At 48.0% G+C, this 17,456-nt stretch carries 13 protein-coding genes; 12 read left to right on the top strand and 1 reads right to left on the bottom strand.

Annotated elements, in window-relative coordinates:
- The first annotated feature begins 103 nt into the window (after nt 1-103).
- From ACN5NT_RS17550 to ACN5NT_RS17605, 12 genes are all read left to right on the top strand, one after another.
- Entirely contained in the window at nt 104-1,654 is a 1,551-nt protein-coding gene (locus ACN5NT_RS17550) for an acetyl-CoA decarbonylase/synthase complex subunit delta (RefSeq protein WP_136799031.1), read from the top strand.
- Between the two features lie 76 nt (nt 1,655-1,730).
- The gene (gene cooS / locus ACN5NT_RS17555) at nt 1,731-3,758 is read left to right on the top strand and encodes an anaerobic carbon-monoxide dehydrogenase catalytic subunit (protein WP_419176296.1); all 2,028 of its coding nucleotides are present in this window, start codon (nt 1,731-1,733) and stop codon (nt 3,756-3,758) included.
- Nucleotides 3,759-3,811: 53 nt separating this feature from the next.
- Nucleotides 3,812-6,025 (top strand): acetyl-CoA decarbonylase/synthase complex subunit alpha/beta, encoded by a 2,214-nt coding sequence (acsB, locus tag ACN5NT_RS17560; protein WP_419176297.1) that lies wholly within the window; start codon nt 3,812-3,814, stop codon nt 6,023-6,025.
- A gap of 98 nt (nt 6,026-6,123) precedes the next feature.
- Nucleotides 6,124-7,467, top strand: a complete 1,344-nt coding sequence (gene acsC, locus ACN5NT_RS17565) for an acetyl-CoA decarbonylase/synthase complex subunit gamma (RefSeq protein WP_419176298.1) — start codon at nt 6,124-6,126, stop codon at nt 7,465-7,467.
- A gap of 150 nt (nt 7,468-7,617) precedes the next feature.
- The gene (locus ACN5NT_RS17570) at nt 7,618-8,508 is read left to right on the top strand and encodes a dihydropteroate synthase (RefSeq protein WP_419176299.1); all 891 of its coding nucleotides are present in this window, start codon (nt 7,618-7,620) and stop codon (nt 8,506-8,508) included.
- Between the two features lie 234 nt (nt 8,509-8,742).
- On the top strand, nt 8,743-9,030 hold the full coding sequence (locus ACN5NT_RS17575) for a hypothetical protein (RefSeq protein ID WP_136799036.1): 288 nt from the start codon (nt 8,743-8,745) through the stop codon (nt 9,028-9,030).
- Nucleotides 9,031-9,403: 373 nt separating this feature from the next.
- Nucleotides 9,404-10,183, top strand: a complete 780-nt coding sequence (locus ACN5NT_RS17580) for an AAA family ATPase (protein WP_419176351.1) — start codon at nt 9,404-9,406, stop codon at nt 10,181-10,183.
- 882 nt (nt 10,184-11,065) lie between these two features.
- On the top strand, nt 11,066-13,024 hold the full coding sequence (gene cooS, locus ACN5NT_RS17585) for an anaerobic carbon-monoxide dehydrogenase catalytic subunit (protein WP_136799038.1): 1,959 nt from the start codon (nt 11,066-11,068) through the stop codon (nt 13,022-13,024).
- Nucleotides 13,025-13,139: 115 nt separating this feature from the next.
- A complete protein-coding gene (locus ACN5NT_RS17590) occupies nt 13,140-13,556 on the top strand; it encodes a hypothetical protein (RefSeq protein ID WP_136799039.1) in 417 nt (138 codons plus the stop codon).
- Nucleotides 13,557-13,707: 151 nt separating this feature from the next.
- A complete protein-coding gene (locus ACN5NT_RS17595) occupies nt 13,708-13,881 on the top strand; it encodes a hypothetical protein (RefSeq protein WP_167495862.1) in 174 nt (57 codons plus the stop codon).
- A gap of 750 nt (nt 13,882-14,631) precedes the next feature.
- A complete protein-coding gene (locus ACN5NT_RS17600) occupies nt 14,632-15,729 on the top strand; it encodes a cache domain-containing protein (RefSeq protein WP_419176300.1) in 1,098 nt (365 codons plus the stop codon).
- Nucleotides 15,726-16,268, top strand: a complete 543-nt coding sequence (locus tag ACN5NT_RS17605; protein WP_136799041.1) for a hypothetical protein — start codon at nt 15,726-15,728, stop codon at nt 16,266-16,268. The genes ACN5NT_RS17600 and ACN5NT_RS17605 overlap by 4 nt, the downstream gene beginning before the upstream one ends.
- 65 nt (nt 16,269-16,333) lie before the next feature.
- On the opposite strand, the gene ACN5NT_RS17610 is transcribed toward ACN5NT_RS17605, so the two are convergent.
- Nucleotides 16,334-17,065: a phosphohydrolase gene (locus tag ACN5NT_RS17610; protein WP_136799042.1), complete on the bottom strand. Its 732-nt coding sequence runs from the start codon at nt 17,063-17,065 to the stop codon at nt 16,334-16,336.
- Nucleotides 17,066-17,456: the final 391 nt, after the last annotated feature.

Here is a 17,456-nt window from a genome sequence, read left to right on the forward strand (position 1 = left end):
CATTATATGTACCTCTACATTTTGAGTCATAAAAAGGGAAGGTTGAGGTTGGGTGGTAACGGCAACCTTCAGGTAACAAACACTCACCATTAAGGAGGCAAAAGTGGGATTTGAAATTAAGAAGGAATCCTATACTGGTGGTATAAGGGAAATTTCCATAGGCAAGGGAGATTCTGCCATAACTGTTGGTGGCGAGACATCTTTCCCATTTTACACATTTGAGGGAGAGATGCCGAACAAGCCCTTAATTGCGATGGAAATTTGGGACATGGAACCCGAGGACTGGCCGGAAGCGGTCACAGCTCCTTTTGAGGGGGTCATGGCAGACCCTGCCGCCTGGGCCAAAAAATGTGTTGATGAGTATGGTGCAGAGGCAATCGTTCTCCAACTGAAATCCATCGATCCAAACGATAAGGATGCCAGCCCGGAATCGGCTGCAGAGACAGTAAAGAATGTTTTTGATGCTATTGATGTTCCCCTTATCGTCTGGGGCTGTGCATCGCCTGAGAAAGACGAGGAGGTATTGAAAGTTGTTGCAGAGAAGTGCGAGGGTTGCAATCTCGTTCTCGGACCGGTTGAAGAGAAGAACTACAAAGGAATCGGTGCTGCGGCAATGGGTTATGGCCATACACTTATTTCTTCTTCTCCGATTGATGTAAACCTTGCCAAGCAGGTCAACATTCTGCTCGAGAATCTCGGCATGCCCATGGACAGGATACTGGTAGATCCGACTACCGGTGGACTGGGGTATGGACTTGAGTACACCTACTCTGTCATGGAGCGCCTGAACCTGGCCGCCATGACCCAGGGCGACGAGAAATTGCAGTTCCCGATGATCAACAATCTCGGAAATGAAGTATGGAAGTGTAAGGAAGCTAAGTTGTCTGTGGAAGAGGCTCCATTGCTGGGTGACCCGGAGCGTCGCGGAATTCTCATGGAATCAGTTGCGGCGGTATCGTACCTGATGACCGGATCAAATATCCTGATCATGCGTCATCCTGAGGCCATCCGCATGACCAAAGAGTTTATCAAGGCCATGAGTGATGGCGGCTCCTTAAACGGAACTGCAGGCATTGCTAAGCGGCTTGCCGAGGCTTCTGTCGATTTTGCAGCACTGGCTCCTGAGCCTGATCTGACCATAGAGGTAGAGAAAAAAGCGGCACCGGCCAAGAAAGCTGCTCCTGCGGCTAAGAAAGAAGCTCCTGCGGCACCGGCAGCCAAGCCTGAGGTAAAAGCCGAGCTGAAAGAGACCAAACCGGAAGCGCCGGCAGAGCCAAAGGTTGCTCCTGAGGTAGATGCTAAAGCCAAGGCAGAGGCCGAAGCAAAAGCCAAAGCAGATGCAGAGGCCAAAGCTCAAGCAGATGCAGAAGCTAAAGCCGCGGCAGAAGCCAAAGCTAAAGCTGATGCGGAAGCCAAAGCAGAGGCAGAAGCCAAAGCCAAGCAAGAGGCTGAAGCTGCAGCTGCACGTGAGGCTGTTGAGCAGCGTGAGGCGGAAGAGGCAGCAATTCGCGCAGAACGTGCCAAAGAGCGTGCCAAGCATGCTACTGCACGGCCAACCGCACCGGAAGGGGAGATCGCCAAAACCCCGGATGCTGTTCAGATGACTGTTCAGGAGAAAATTCTCGACATGCTGAACAGGTTCCATAAGCGTTAAACGGGACATGCATTGTTGAGAAAATGTGGTAGTGCAAGCGAAACAAGCTAAGAACATACTTGAGGAGGAACCTCTGATGGCAGAAGCAACAAAAGCACCCGCTAAAGCTCCCAAACTAGCAGATCCGATGGAAGCTTCCATTGACGTGGCAACCCAGGAGATGATCCGTCGCGCGCAGCAACTTCAGATAGAGACAGTTTTTGACAGAGCAGTTACCATGAAACCCTGTGCCATCGGCATGCAGGGGATCTGTTGTAAGAACTGTGCAATGGGACCATGTCGACTGCCTTTACCAAAAGATGGAATCCAAGGCGAAGACACCCGTAAAGGACTGTGTGGTGCAACCGCAAACACAATCGCAGCACGTAACTTCATTCGTATGATCGCAGGTGGTGCGGCAGCTCACTCCGACCATGGTCGTGGCGTTGCCGAAACCTTTTTGTCCGTAGCACGTAAGGAAACCGAGGATTACACCATTAAAGATCCTGCCAAACTGCGCGCCATTGCACCATATTACGGTGTAGAGACCACAGTAGAGGTAGATGGTGAGACCCTCGATAGAGATATCGATGAGATTGCACTGGCCGTTGCCGAGTCGGCTATCGCCGAATGGGGCAAGAACGGTGGAGAACTTCTCTATCTTGAGCGCGCTCCCAAGCCGCTGCAGGAGAAGTGGGAAGCAATGGGCGTTAAACCCCGCGCAATCGATCGCGAGATCGTAGAGATCATGCACCGCACCCATATGGGCGTTGATCAGGACTACAAAAACCTGATGAAGCAGGGCGCACGGGCCTCTCTGGCTGATGGTTGGGGTGGCTCCATGATCGGTACTGACCTTCAGGACGTAATGTTTGGTACTCCTTCCCCGCTGCAGTCTGAAGCGAATCTGGGCATCATGAAGGAAGATCACGTCAACATTATCGTTCATGGTCATGAGCCGCTGCTCTCCGAGATGATCGTTGCCGCTTCCCAGTCTCAGGAAATGCTCGACTACGCCAAAGAGAAAGGTGCCAAGGGTATCCAGCTCGGTGGTATCTGCTGTACCGCAAACGAGATCCTTCAGCGCCACGGCGTGCCACCTGCAGGAACCTATCTCCAGCAGGAGTTGGCAATTATCACCGGTGCCTGTGACGCGATGGTTGTTGACGTTCAGTGTGTATTCCAGAACCTGGCCAACGTTGCCAAGTGTTTCCATACCAAGCTGATCACCACCCATCCGATCGCCAAGATGGAGCAGGAAAACGTCATCCACATTGAGTTTGACGAACATTACGCCATGCAGGATGCCAAGCGCATCGTCAAGATGGCCATCGATAACTTCCAGGAACGTGGCGCCGAGATCATGATCCCGCGTCATAAGACCAAGCAGATCGCCGGATTTGGTGTTGAGTCCATCCAGTATCATCTTGGTGGAACTTTCCGTGGCGATTACTACACCTTGAACGATAACATCATTAACGGTCGTATCCGCGGTATCGCCGGTGTTGTTGGTTGTAACAACGCCCGTACCAAGCACAATGATGCGCATATCAAGATCATCAAGGAACTGATCAAGAACGACGTCATCGTTCTGACCACAGGTTGTTCAGCAATTGCCGCTGGTATGGAAGGGCTGCTTACTCCTGAGGCTGCCGGTGTTCACTGCGGTCCTGGTCTTGCTGAGGTTTGTGAGACTGTCGGTATCCCACCGGTTCTGCACCTCGGTTCCTGTGTAGATAACAGTCGTATCCTGCTGGCAGCCACTGAAGTTGTGAAGGCTGGTGGACTTGGTGATGACATCTCTGATCTGCCGGCGGCCGGTTCTGCCCCGGAGTGGATGAGTGAGAAAGCTATATCTATCGGACAGTATTTCGTATCTTCAGGTGTTTATACCGTGTTCGGCTATCATATGCCGGTTGAAGGTGCCCCTGTATTCAAGGACTATCTCTATAAAGATATGGAGAAAATGTATGGCGGTAAGTGGGATTGCGAGGCCGATCCTATCAAGCACGCCCATAAGATGATCGCGCATATCGATAAGAAACGCGCTGCGCTTGGCATCGATAAGGCACGCGAGAGGGTTCTCATGGACATGGCCGACAGGCAAGCTCTTGGAATGGAATAACATTCGAAGTTGACGAACACGTGATAAATTAATCCTCAAAGAAGGAGGAAAGCATGTCTAGATTAGTAGCTTTTGCAGCGATACAGGGCGGCTATAAGGTCGTATCACAGGTTGAGGGCGAACTTGAGAGAGCTCTCCAGACGTACGATGCTTCTACCAAAATCGGCTTCGGAAACACCGCATATTATCTGCCGGTTATCTATTCCCTTACCGGCATGAAGTGTGAGACCCTCGAGGATCTCAAGAAGCCTCTGGCGTTTGCCCGTGGATTGCTGCCACCGCACCTGAAAGGCGCCAATCATCTGCCATACCTCGGCCCCCTGCTGGATGCCGGTATGGCCGGTATCTTCGCTTATGAGATTAAAGAAGCCATTCGTATTCTGAATGAGCCTGATTTCTATACCTTTACAGAAGATCCCGATACAGAGGCTGGAAAGATCTGGGTTGGTCCTGCTGACGATACCATTCTCAGAAAGCGTGGTGTTGAGTTTGTTGATGGTTCTGCACCGGGTTTTGCAGCTATCGTTGGTGCAGCCCCAAATGCTGAGACTGCCAAGATGATCATTGAAGATTACCAGAAGAAGTCTCTGTATATCTTCTGTGCGGCAAACCATTACGGCAAAACAGCGGTTGAGCAGTGTGTCGAAGCTGGTATGCAGGTAGGTTGGAATACCCGTATCGTACCTTTTGGCCCTGATATTTCTTCTGCCGTCTTCGCACTAGGTTTCGCCAACAGGGCAGCAATGGCCTTTGGTGGTGTTCAGCCTGGTGATTTCCGCAAGATGCTGATGTACAACAAAGAGCGTGTTTTCGCATTTGTTAATGCCCTTGGTGATGTCGGAACAGAGTGGGCCGTTGCCGCCGCCGGTTGTGTTAACTGGGGCTTCCCGACTCTGGCCGATACTGATATCCCTGAGATTCTGCCAACGGGTATCTGTACCTACGAGCATGTTGTTGCCAACGTGCCTCATGATGAGATCTGCCAGAAGTCCGTTGAGGTTCGCGGTCTGAAGATTAACATCACCGAGATCGACATTCCATGCGCATTTGGTCCTGCTTTTGAGGGCGAGCGTGTACGTGGCGCAGATCTGTTTGGCCAGATGGGTGGTGGTAAGACCCAGTGTACCGAGCTGGTGAAGCTGGCAGACATGAAAGATATTGAAGATGGCAAGGTTGAGGTTGTCGGACCGGATATCGGCGATATGAAAGAGGGCGATACCCTGCCGCTGGGCATCTATGTACAGATTGCCGGTCGTGAGTTCCAGGCTGATTTCGAGCCGATCATGGAGCGTCAGATCCATCACCTTGTAAACTATATCCAGGGCATCATGCATATCGGCCAGAGAGATATCTCCTGGGTACGTATCAGCAAGGCTGCCATCGACAAGGGCTTCACTCTGAAGGATATCGGTGTGGTACTGCATGCCAAGTTCCATCAGGATTTTCAGAAGATCGTCGACAAGGTTCAGGTTACTCTTTTCACCAATCAGAAAGATGTTGATGAGATGACTACCCGTGCACGTGCCGAGTACAAGATGCGTGACGAGCGTGTAGACACTATGACCGATGAAGATGTCGAGACCTTCTACAGTTGTAGTCTCTGTCAGTCTTTTGCCCCAAGCCACGTTTGTACCGTAAGTCCTGAGCGTACAGGTCTTTGTGGTGCCTATAACTGGATGGACTGTAAAGCTTCCTACGAAATCAACCCCACCGGTCCGAACCAGCCGATCAAGAAAGGCAAGGTTCTCGATCCGGTACTGGGACGTTTCGAGGGTGTAGATGAGTTCATCAAGATCGCATCCAAAGGCGCCGTCGATACCTATAACTTCTATTCCATGGTTCAAGCTCCTATGACCACCTGTGGTTGTTGTGAGTGTATCGCCGCCATGTTGCCAAGCTGTAACGGCATCATGACTGTTGGACGTGACTATGCTGGCGAGACTCCATCGGGTATGAAATTCACCACTCTGGCCGGTGTTATGGGCGGTGGTGCTTCTTCACCTGGTTTTGTTGGCCACTCCAAGTTCAACATTACCCAGAAGAAGTTTATCCTTGGTGATGGTGGTATCCTGAGAATGGTCTGGATGCCTAAGATCCTGAAAGATGAGATTCGTGACAGACTGAACGCCAGAGGCGAAGAGATGGGCGTGAAGAATTTTGCGGATATGATCGCCGATGAGACCGTGGGTATCACTGAGGACGAGATCATGCCATGGCTTCAGGAGAAAGGACACCCTGCACTGAGCATGGATCCGCTGATTGGCTAATTATTTTCGCAGACGGTTCAGCCACTTCGTATGATATATTATCCGAAGTGGCTGGCCACTGAAGTCTGTGTGGACATATAGACAAGGAGAAAAAACAAATGGCGTTAACAGGTATACAGATATTCAAACTCCTGCCCAAGACCAATTGTAAGGAATGTGGCGTTCCTACCTGTCTGGCGTTTGCAATGAATCTCGCTTCCGGTAAGGCCGAGCTTGATTCCTGCCCATACGTATCCGATGAGGCCCGTGCTCAGCTGGCGGAGGCTTCCGCACCACCAATTCGTCCTGTTGTTGTTGGCCAGGGTGTGCGTAAGGCGACCACCGGTGGTGAAACTGTCATGTTCCGGCATGAAAAAACATTTTTCAACCCGACTATGTTTGCGGGAACCATCACCTCAGACACCGATGCGGCCGAGGTGGAAGCTAAAATGAAGGCCTGGAACGCGTTGCAATATGAGCGTGTTGGTCTGAATCTGCGTCCTGAGCTGGTTGCATTGAAAGATGTTAATGGTGATAGCGTTGCTTTTGCAGCTCTTGCCAAACAGATTGCAGAGACCTCTGAGTTCAACCTGATCCTCATGAGTGACGATGTCGCAGCCATTGAGGCGGCAGTAGCAACGTCCGCCTTCAAGAGACCGCTCATTTATGCAGCAACTGAGGCAAATGCAGATGAATTGGGTAAGATCGCGCTTGATAACGATCTGCCATTGGCTGTTAAGGCTGATTCCATCGACGGCATTATAGCTCTTACCGATAAACTTACCGGTATGGGGCTCAAGGATCTGGTCATTGATTCCGGAAGTCGTGAGCTGAAGCAGGCCCTGGAAGATCAGGTCGCTATCCGTCGCGCCGCGCTGAAAGACACCAACCGTTCCCTCGGGTTCCCGACCATCGTATTTGCATCCGAGATGGCATCAAACTCCGATATGGAAGCACTGGTTGCCGGTATGTTTGTTTCCAAGTATGCCGGTATTGTCGTGCTCTCCAGCCTGGAGACCGAGGTTATTTTCCCGCTGCTCCTGGAACGATTGAATATCTTCACCGATCCTCAGCGGCCGATGACCGTAACCGAAGGTATTTACCCGATCGGCAACCCGGATGACAATTCGCCTGTACTGGTAACAACCAACTTTGCTCTTACCTACTTCATAGTTTCCGGTGAGATTGAAGCGAGTAAGGTGCCCGCATGGCTGCTTATCAAGGATGCGGAAGGTCTGTCAGTTCTTACAGCATGGGCGGCCGGCAAGTTTGGTGGTGATGATGTTGGTATGTTCGTGAAGAAGTGTGGAATTATGGACAAAGTCAAGCATCAGGAATTGGTTATTCCTGGTTACGCCGCTGCTATCGCAGGTGACGTTGAGGAAGAACTTTCCGGTTGGAAAATTACAGTAGGTCCAAGAGAATCGGCCCATTTGGCAGGTTTTCTGAAAGCACGTGTTTAATTGGTGATAATTGGTGATGCACTCTGCCGGTTCTCGAACCGGCAGAGTGACAATCCTGGTGGGAAGCTATGTAGAGGCTACCGCTGATGATAAATATTCCAGATTTTAACTGTGGAATATTGATTACGAACTCAGTTACGGAGGAGTACAATGATTCTTTTTGGTGAAAGCTTGAATGTTATCTCCACTAAAATAGGAAGAGCATTCAAGGAGCGCGATCCGAAACCAATCCAGGAAGAAGCTCTCGAGCAGAAAGAGAAAGGAATGGATTACGTTGACATCAATCTCGGACCGGCCAAGAAGGACGGACATGAGCTGATGCCATGGGTATGCCAGGTCGTGCAGGAAGTAGTACCTGAGATTCCGCTGCTTCTCGATACTTCCAATATACAGGCCATTGAAGAAGGACTGAAAGTGTTGAAGCCATGTGCCAAGCCACATATCGTCAACTCTATCATGGCTCGTCCGGAGCGATATAATGCAATGTTACCGATGGCTGCCAAGTACGAGGCTGACATCGTTGCCCTGATGTGGGGACCGGATGGCCTGCCACGTGATGAGAATGAGCGCGCCGCTCTCTGTGTTGAACTGCTTTACGCTGCAAATGAGGCAGGAATTCCAAATGAGAAAATCTGGGTTGATGGTATCGTTACTCCAGTGAATATTCAGCAGCAGCAGTGTATGAGTCTGTTGAACTTCCAGATGATGCTCGAAGACATAGCTCCTGGCGCAATGTCTACCTGTGGTCTTTCAAACATCTCCAATGGACCTCCTGTAGAGCTTCGTCCTATTCTCAATACCACCTATATGATCATGCTTGAGCGTTACGGCATGAAGTCTGTTATCTCCGATCCTCTTGATGATGGCCTTACCGCAGTTGCTAAGGGTCAGCGTCCTGATATCGTTGATGTTGTTCATCAGGCCATGGACGGGACCGCTCCTGATCCATCCACCCTGAGCAAAGAACTTGGTGATTACGTGAAGACCGTGAGGGTAATCACCGGTGAGAACCTGTTCTCTGATTCTTATCTGGATATCTAAATATTTCCGGAAAGATATGGTAAAAAAGCCCCGCTCTTTTTAGAGCGGGGCTTTTTTTTTTGAAACAGCGTGGCAAGTTGACAAATGCACTATATACTATTACCGATTTCCTGAACGGTTCAGATGTATTAGGATAGCGGTAGCACCAGCCGGAATTTATCGTGAGAAATTCCGGCTGATATATCATCGTGGAAAAGGCAAGATATCAAACTGATATGTTCAACGGAGCTAAAAATGACCTCTGATAAGCAGTCTGACGAGTGGGTATACGTATATGTCGATAAAGTGGGAACTGAAGAAAGTTATCTCGGTCTCTACGATCAGGATAAAGACGTGAACTTTATCCCGGCCTTTAAAACCAAGGATGAAGCCAACGATTGCTTCCTTTCCATACCCCGTGAAAAGGGTAAAAAATATGAAGTGCAGGCTGTCCATGTTGAGGAATTGAACGACGTAGCACACAAAAATAACTTCCTGGTAACCCTGGTTGACGGGAATGGCAAGATTATTAAAGAGAACTAACAGAACTGGATTTTGATCAGGGGCTCTACCGAATTTCTTATGTGTAGTGTGTCTGGGTGGTTCTTGCCAATTGAAATTGAAGACATGTTTAAGGTATACCTAATGTTCACCTGAGATGTACTGAAACGCTTTTAGAGACGGTAAATATTGTCTAAGTTTCTTGTGTATTTTAGAAGTAAACAGGTAAGCATTCCAATGGGTACAAACTCGCATTCCCTAGTATGCTGAGTTCTTCAGCCGAAGACTTCACGTCTGACACTGTCTGAACTGATGAAAAAGCTGACTTGGAGTGGTTGCATGATATCAAGCCGGAACCTGAATATATGCGAATGGTGCCGGATCAAATTATCTCTACAGGAGAATCGACGTGGGCTTGAAAATAGCTGTTGGCGGTAAAGGTGGCGTGGGAAAAACTACGGTAACTGCATTACTGGCCCGTTGCCTGGCCGCTGGGGGAAAGAACAGGGTGATCGCCATAGACGCAGACCCGGTGGCGAATCTGGCTGCGGGTCTGGGCATCCCGGAGGAAGAACCGATCACACCAATCGCTGAGCTTTCTGATCTTATCTCAGAGCGCACTGGGGCCAAACCTGGAACCATGGGTGGTTTTTTTACCTTGAACCCAAAAGTTGACGATATTCCGGATCGTTTCTCAAAAGAAAAGGATGGCGTCAAACTGCTGGTTATGGGAACTGTCCAGAGTGGTGGTTCCGGGTGTATCTGTCCTGAGAGTACAATTTTAAAAGCATTGATGAATCACCTGGTACTGTTCAGGGATGAAATTGTGTTAATGGACATGGAGGCCGGGGTCGAGCATCTTGGCCGGGCAACTTCAGGTTCGGTCGACGCATTGGTTGTAGTTGTAAACCCTGGCGCACGCAGTAGGAATGCGGCCCATAAAATCCGTAAGCTCGGCGAAGACATCGGCATAAAGAATATTGTTATTTTAGGCAACAGGGTTCGAAGTGAAGAAGATATAGAACTGATCCGGGAGTCTCTGCCGGACTTTCCATTGCTGGGTTGTATTCCTGAGCATGATGAAATCGTTAAAGCGGACCGAATGGGACGAAGGCCTTTTGATACCACCATCAATGATGTCCCCCAGGAGCTCCTTGATATAGCAGAAACACTGCAGGGCTACGCTAAAAATTAGTACCGGCCCGAATAGCTTCTCAAGCTATTTCCAGATGTGACTCCAGCAGATTTCATAGATAATCTGCTGGAGCCATCCTCGAATTTTCCAGAGTTTCCCCTGCTCAGAGCTGCCTTTTTTCAGGTCTCTTTTCTCATAAAGATTCAGTCAATCTTACAATCGGTTTTCTCATAATCGTCAGCTTAGAAAGTTAGGTGACAGATGTGAGCTGTGAGACGCGACCGATTGGCAAGTGACCAATCCCATGAATCATTATAGCATTAAGCTGTTACTGTTACTCCTCACGCCTCATTCCTTGAAACGAAGTTTTAGCGGCAATCATATCTTACAATTGTTCCTTATATTATCAATCCTCACTTTATGATTGATAATTGGTATCAATTGGAGATACAGGAATAAATATCCTGGTAGAAAACTCACTTTAATCAACTCATAGCGCTGATTTCATACTTCCTTGGCATAGAAACGACCAAATTGAGATACAGTAAAAATCCTCCGAGCCCACAGCGTCTTCATAGAGAGGAAATTTTTACTGGACACTTGGATTATTCATACTCTTTCTTTTACACTTAATTATCAGCTGGTCTGGGCAGCAATGAAGGGCGTGGGCCCTCATTGGTCATGCTGCAATTAAGGAAAGTTTCGGAATACCAGTTAAATGTGTTCAGTAACTATTGACACTGCCACTATGTGGAGGTATAAATTTGGGTAGGTGGGAATGATTCCTAGTGCCAAATGTGATTAGATCTCACTGCCGTAACAATGTCTTAGCAGACTCTTGATGTGTAACACAGTGACGTAGACTAGACATCACGCCAGATCAGCGTTGGCGATTTGTCGGAACAATGAGACGTATACCAACTTATTTACATCGGAGGCAGTATGGCGAAGCTCAAAGAACTGATTCGGCCTGAAGATATTACAACCTGTGATTCTACACAGCAGATGATCGTTAAAGCCAGGAAAGATGGTGTAGAGTTGTTTTTTGATCGGGCAGAGAACATGCGTCCGTGTCCTATTGGTAGTGATTCTGCATGTTGTAAGAACTGCTCCATGGGACCATGTCGGCTTAACACCAAAGACCCGTACTCCAGGGTCGGTATTTGTGGCGCAACCATAGACACAATTGTAGCCAGAAACTTTGGCCGAATGGTTGCTGCGGGAACAGCGGCTCATACAGATCATGGCATGGCGATGCTTGACCTGTTTCGTGGAGTAATTGAAGGTACCGTAAAAGATTTTGAGATCAAAGATCCAATCAAATTGCGTGAAGTTGCAGAGTCTCTTGAAATTCCAACCGAAAACCGGCCATTGCTTGACATAGCAAAGGATCTCTACAAAGAGTTGGAGCGGACCTATACCCAGGTTGATGGCGAGATTCCACTTGTTAAACGTGTCCCACCCGAAACCCTTGAGACGTGGAGGCAGGAGGGCATTGTGCCCCGTGGTGCAATGCGTGAAATTATGGAGATGATGCATCGTACCGCGATCGGTGTCGATCAGGATTACGAGAATCTGACCAAACAGATTTCAAGGACTGCGCTTGCCGACGGTTGGGGTGGCTCAATGGTGTCGACGGATATCTCAGATATTCTTTTCGGTACCCCAGCTCCGGTGGAGGTTGAGGTGGATATGGGGGTCTTGAAAGAAGATCAGGTGAATATCATCGTTCATGGCCATGAGCCGATTCTGCTGGAATCAATGATTGTCTCAGCAGGCTCTCCCACTCTGAACAAGAAGGCGGTAGAGGCTGGTGCGAAGGGGATAAACCTGGTGGGAATGTGCTGTTCTGGCCTTGATGTGCTTTCGAGACACGGCATTCCCCATGCAGGGAACTTTTCCTCCACAGAAGCAGTGCTCGTGTCTGGCGCCGTTGACGCCATGACCGTCGATGTGCAATGTATCAAACAGGATCTTCAAAGAGTCTGTGAATGCTACGACACAGTATTTATTACAACCAATTACAGAGCAAAAATTGAAGGTGCCCGGCATATCGAAATGAACGAGCATGCTCCGCTCGAATGTACTGACGAGATAATTATTCAGGCGATAAGCCGCTTTAAACAAAGGTCCAAAGAAATTCAGATTCCGAGAAATACTGCCAAGGGAATTCACGGATTTTCAAACGAATACATTAAATATATGCTCGGAGGCTCGTTTCGGAGCGGATATGAGCCGCTGAACGCAAATATAATCAATGGTCGCATCAGGGGAGCAGCCGGAGTGGTGGGCTGCACCAATCCTCGTTCAAAACAGGATTTCTCGCATGTAGAACTGGTGAAAGAGCTTATCAAGAATGATGTACTGGTCGTGCAGACAGGTTGTTCCCAGATAGCGCTGGCCAAGGCAGGGCTTACTACCCCGGGCGCTGCAGCCCTGGCGGGGCCAGGCTTGGCTGAAGTTTGTGAAACCGTTGGGATTCCACCTGTTTTAGGACTTGGTGCTTGCGTGGATAATTCGCGAATACTGATGATTCTGGCAGAAATGGTTAAGACAGGCGGGCTGGGTAATTCCATTGCGGATTTACCGGCAGCCGGCTGTGCTCCGGAATGGATGAGCGAGAAAGCGATTGCAATTGGTCAGTACTTTGTCGCTTCAGGTGTTTATACGGTGTTTGGGCATACTTTCCCGATGACTAAGGGTACTAAATTCGAAAAACATCTTTTCAGCGAACTTGAAACCAAAGGTTTTGGAAAGTGGGGATTTGCAGATGACCCTATAGCCATGGCGCGGTTGATGATTGCCCACATAGACAAAAAAAGAATGCAACTTGGTATCGACAAGGGGCAGGAGCGGGTTCTGATGGATATGGCAGACAGACGGGCACTGGAAGATGTATAATTTTATCAGATGTGACAAGGTGGAAGGACCATGTTGAGTCCTTCCACCAGAAATATGCCTGGGCAACCGTTTGTGCAGGGTGTGCTTCGGGTGCTGTTTGATGGTGGAGGATGTCATGAAGGTTTTCGCTGGCAGATATAGCTGGGATGGCAAAAAACATGATGAGCAGGAACCTGTAGCCTGGTTTCCAGGCTCATATAACCTGAAAATCTTCAGACTCGCAGACAGAGGGGTTGGTGTTCGTCACTTAAAACCATACATTTGCATCTATTCAAAGACTGGTGACGGAATGTCCATCTCTGAGAATCCGGAAAAATTTGCCAAGAAAGTCTGCAGCGACTTTTCGATGGAGATTGAGAAGGTGCTATGGGCAGAGGAACTTGGAGATAACAGTGGTGATTTTGATGTGGTTGTCTTTACCAGAAGCGGGAAAATGGGGAGTACCTCTTTTTATAGCATGGAAAAGAGAAAGCCACTTAAAGGGGAAAAAAAGATCATAAAAAGCCAACTCAAGGAGTTGGGGTCTGCGTAAAACAGCTGTAATGATGTTGAGGTACTGTACCTTTATTGAACCAGAGAGAGCTATTTCACAAAGGTTGTTGCGGGCAATCTCATAGGAGCAAATGAGATTGCTGTAAAATTATGTTGAGTTTCAACAAACTACAATGAAAGGAGGCATCTGCATGAGTGATCAACATTGTCCTGGCTTTGAGGCCAATAAGACCTTGAATGAGGTCAAATTGAAATGCCCTGAATGCGGTGTTACTATTGAAATCTTTTCGGATGAAATCGATAAAACTATTAAGTGTCCGGAATGTGGAGTTAAAATAACACCCAAGGATGCTGTGTCTATGTAAAACGATTTTCTGATTACACCTCTTACACCCAGTAAGAACTGATCAGGGGTTGGATGTGAGATGGCGGGCGCATAGGCAGTGTTCAGTATGTGCCTGATGCTCAAACACCATTGAGCACAGTATTGAAAACATGCTTTGATGTAGTGTCACTCCCAACCCCTCTCAAATATTGAGGTGAGGAATTGGTGGTAATTGGACTCGTTCATATTGATCCCTCATCTAAAATGTTCTTTTTGTGATGGGGGATCAATACCCTCTAGTTTAGCACTCTCCTTTCTATATCTCTTGTACCAGCGCATTTTCAGCCTTGTACTGGTTGTCGATATTACGGTTTGATCCTGATTAAGATGAAGTTCAACTTGCTATCAGGGCTTTTGCGGCTGTCTCTTATCTTCCTGAAATTGCGCGGTTAATTTTTCTGTTTGAGCATATCACGTAAATATATGAAATTTATGAAATTGCTTGATATTGGGTTGGCTTTACGCTAGGTTGACGTAAGAATTTGGTTCAACGGTGGTATGAAGTTTTTTGTGGTGCAAACGTTACACAAGGGCTGATCACTTTGAGACAGATCTATTTTCTCAATGTAGCTTTCAAGGTTTACATTTTCCTCCAGGCGGTCAGTCGTTTTAAATGTTTTGCTGTGCGATATGTGCGTATAAACAATTGCTTCCGCACATCTGTGAAACCAAGTTTCCGTTGGCAGTGGTAGGTGTCTTTTAGGGAGTTTTGATTTTGATGAGGAGAGAGATGGAAGCAACTAATGCACTCGAAAGTGGGCCTAAAGGTTTTACGATTCTCTATAGGATCTTAACAGCAATGATGCTGATTGCCGTCATTCCTATTGGGGGGTTGTGGTTCATCAGTATCCACAAGGCGAAACAGGATTGGACGGAGAATGTTTTTCAGGCCCTGGTTCAAGATACTTCGGCCTTGGCGAACAGGGTTGATGAGTGGACTGAATTCAATCTGAGACTTCTCGAGCAGAACAGTAAGTCTCCGGCAATGTTGAGTATGACTGCCGAAGGACAGAATCCGATCCTGAAGTCTATCCAGGATACCTATGACTGGGTTTACCTGGCCTTTACTGTACAGCCGGATGGCGAAAATATCGGCAGGAGTGATGGCAAAGAAGCAAAATTTTATGGTGATCGTGATTACTTCAAGCAGGTTATGGGTGGGAAAACTATCGGCAAACAGCTGTTGATGGGCAAGACCTCGGGAAAACCTGCTTTAATCCTCGCCAAACCTATACTTTCTGAAAGGCAAAAGATTCAAGGTGTACTCGCCATCGCCATGACACTGGAAGATCTTTCAAAGGCGGTGACAGAAACACGAATTGGCAAGACCGGATATGCGATCTTGCTTGATGAAAACAACCGGTTGCTTGCCCATGGTCTCGGCAGGGTAAAAAACCAGCTACAGGATATGAGTTATCATCCTGTCATGCAGTACAGAGAGAAACTTGCAGGGAGCAATTTTGTTTTTACCGAGAGGGGCAAAAAGATAGTTGCCTATAAATTTAAAACCAGAATGGGTTGGAAGCTTATTGTTCAGCAGGACTATGATGAAGCCTACAGCTCTGCTGTTAAATCGAAAAACCAATCACTTATTCTGCTGGCCGCAACGCTGGTTAGTGTGGTGCTTATGGCCTACCTGCTCGCTAATCATCTGGCAACACCTATCAGGAGATTGACGAAAATTGCCGATGATATCAGTAAAGGCAATCTAAGTGCAGATATTGGCGAAAGGGATAGAGGAGATGAGATAGGGGCTCTTGCGAGGGCAATTGAACGCATGGGCGTAAGTTTGCAAATGGCATTTGACAGACTGCGGAAGAAGAAATGAGCCATGACGAGAGTATTGCATTTGCTGAAATTGTTTCTCTGCTGAAAAGATATTGTGCCGATAAGAGATCAGGCATGATGTACATTGCGACCGATGCCAATCAGTCGGCGCAACTGGTTCTGAACAATGGAGAGATCAGCTATATATACTTCTTCAATAAACGTGGTGATGAAGCCCTGCGGTTGATCCCCGAAATTAAAATGGGCCGGGTTCGATTCAGTGACGGTGGTGCACCGGAACTTAACTGTGAGTTGCCTGATACCGAAGAGATATTACGCTATCTGTCGGCGGTAGCCGGGCTGGGGCCTGCGATTGAATCGAGGACCTATGCAGGTGGTATGTTGAATGAGGATCAGAAAAAAGCACTTGAAGAGGGCTTGGCAATCTTTATTGGTCCTATGGCCACAATAATCTGCGAGGAGCATCTGGCAGACGAGCAGGATTTGGCTACAGCCATTGATAAACTGGCACAGGAGATTCCCTCAGATGAGCAGGCTGTTCAATTTGGTTCTGCCATGAAGAATAAGTTCTCACTATAACGATTGAGCACCCATGACCGGAATTGAAAACCACTCCTGCTAAAGGAGTGGTTTTCACCCTCCGCCTATGATCCGGTTGTTTCGGCAGAGCCATTCAGGTGTCCCGAGATGACTTTTTCTGCAGTATCTCTTCCTGTTGATGTTGCCAGGGTGTTTGGCAATTTTTGAAGATCTTCAGCAGAAACCTTACCAGCTTTAATCTGTTCATCAATTTCCAGAATACGTTTTGCGTCATAAAGGGTTCTGATTTCCGGAGATGATGCGAAATCAGATCGGGTCAGGAGGCCAAGAAGAGAGTGCACTTGCTGTCTCAGCGGAGGCTCGGCCCCAGCTTTGATGAGCAGTTGTTCGACCGTAGTCTGTTTCATTTCGACCTGGTCATTACTCTCCAAGCAATGAACCTCAAGCAGGTAGGCAGCACATAATGTCGGACCAAGGGCCGCCCCTTCCGTTATGGCTATGGGCTCAGCATAACGTGCTAATCTCATTGATCTGCCTATTCGCCTAAAATCACTTCGGAAAAATCTCTTCATTTCAATTGCGACTTTATCTTTAAGAAGGTTGTCGCTGGAAATGACCATTCCTTCGGGGAGAGTCCCGACGCATTGCTCAGCAAATTGACAATAGCTCGCACAACCAAAATCCATTTTCGGGTTTACAAAGCGATGTCCGCAGGAGTGGCACTTTCTCTGGGTGTCATCCTTGTAAAACTCAACGATACTGTTGCACTGTGGGCAGTTGACGTCATAGATCGCTTCTGCATCCCAATACTGGGTATCCTGGCCGGGGCATCGCATATCTACCTCTCTGGCAAAATTCGATAATAGTAGCAGAAAACATTTAAGCGTTTTCTTATTCTATGACAACTCTACAGGAAATCAACATTGAGGTAATTGACCTGAATCAAAAAAAGACGAATAAAAAAGGGTGAGTCGCTAAACTCACCCTTTTGGTATTTGCTATTCTGACTCCCCCTGATCTTCAGCTTGAAAAGCCCAGCTTCAAGAAGTGAGGCGAGAGGGACAAGGGGATAGGGATATTAAGATTTTCCATGTTAACCATGTTTTTCAACGTTGGCCCGAGGTTGCCCTTGCAGTGTCATAAACTCGGGTGACTGTCGGGACCTGTAGTTTTCTGACCAGTGCCGACAATATCTTAGAGGCAGACACCGCCTGAGTTGATGACATA

It is taken from the genome of Desulfosediminicola sp. (assembly GCF_048381775.1).
In the GTDB taxonomy this organism is placed as follows: domain Bacteria; phylum Desulfobacterota; class Desulfobulbia; order Desulfobulbales; family Desulfocapsaceae; genus Desulfopila; species Desulfopila ganghwensis.

Bases quoted from the DNA above. Each gene is read 5' to 3' on its own strand.
- cooS (WP_136799038.1), top strand. From the start codon at position 11,066: ATGGCGAAGCTCAAAGAACTGATTCGGCCTGAAGATATTACAACCTGT.
- ACN5NT_RS17575 (WP_136799036.1), top strand. From the start codon at position 8,743: ATGACCTCTGATAAGCAGTCTGACGAGTGGGTATACGTATATGTCGAT.
- cooS (WP_419176296.1), top strand. From the start codon at position 1,731: ATGGCAGAAGCAACAAAAGCACCCGCTAAAGCTCCCAAACTAGCAGAT.
- acsC (WP_419176298.1), top strand. From the start codon at position 6,124: ATGGCGTTAACAGGTATACAGATATTCAAACTCCTGCCCAAGACCAAT.
- ACN5NT_RS17595 (WP_167495862.1), top strand. From the start codon at position 13,708: ATGAGTGATCAACATTGTCCTGGCTTTGAGGCCAATAAGACCTTGAAT.
- ACN5NT_RS17610 (WP_136799042.1), bottom strand. From the start codon at position 17,065: ATGCGATGCCCCGGCCAGGATACCCAGTATTGGGATGCAGAAGCGATC.
- ACN5NT_RS17605 (WP_136799041.1), top strand. From the start codon at position 15,726: ATGAGCCATGACGAGAGTATTGCATTTGCTGAAATTGTTTCTCTGCTG.
- ACN5NT_RS17590 (WP_136799039.1), top strand. From the start codon at position 13,140: ATGAAGGTTTTCGCTGGCAGATATAGCTGGGATGGCAAAAAACATGAT.
- ACN5NT_RS17570 (WP_419176299.1), top strand. From the start codon at position 7,618: ATGATTCTTTTTGGTGAAAGCTTGAATGTTATCTCCACTAAAATAGGA.
- acsB (WP_419176297.1), top strand. From the start codon at position 3,812: ATGTCTAGATTAGTAGCTTTTGCAGCGATACAGGGCGGCTATAAGGTC.
- ACN5NT_RS17600 (WP_419176300.1), top strand. From the start codon at position 14,632: ATGGAAGCAACTAATGCACTCGAAAGTGGGCCTAAAGGTTTTACGATT.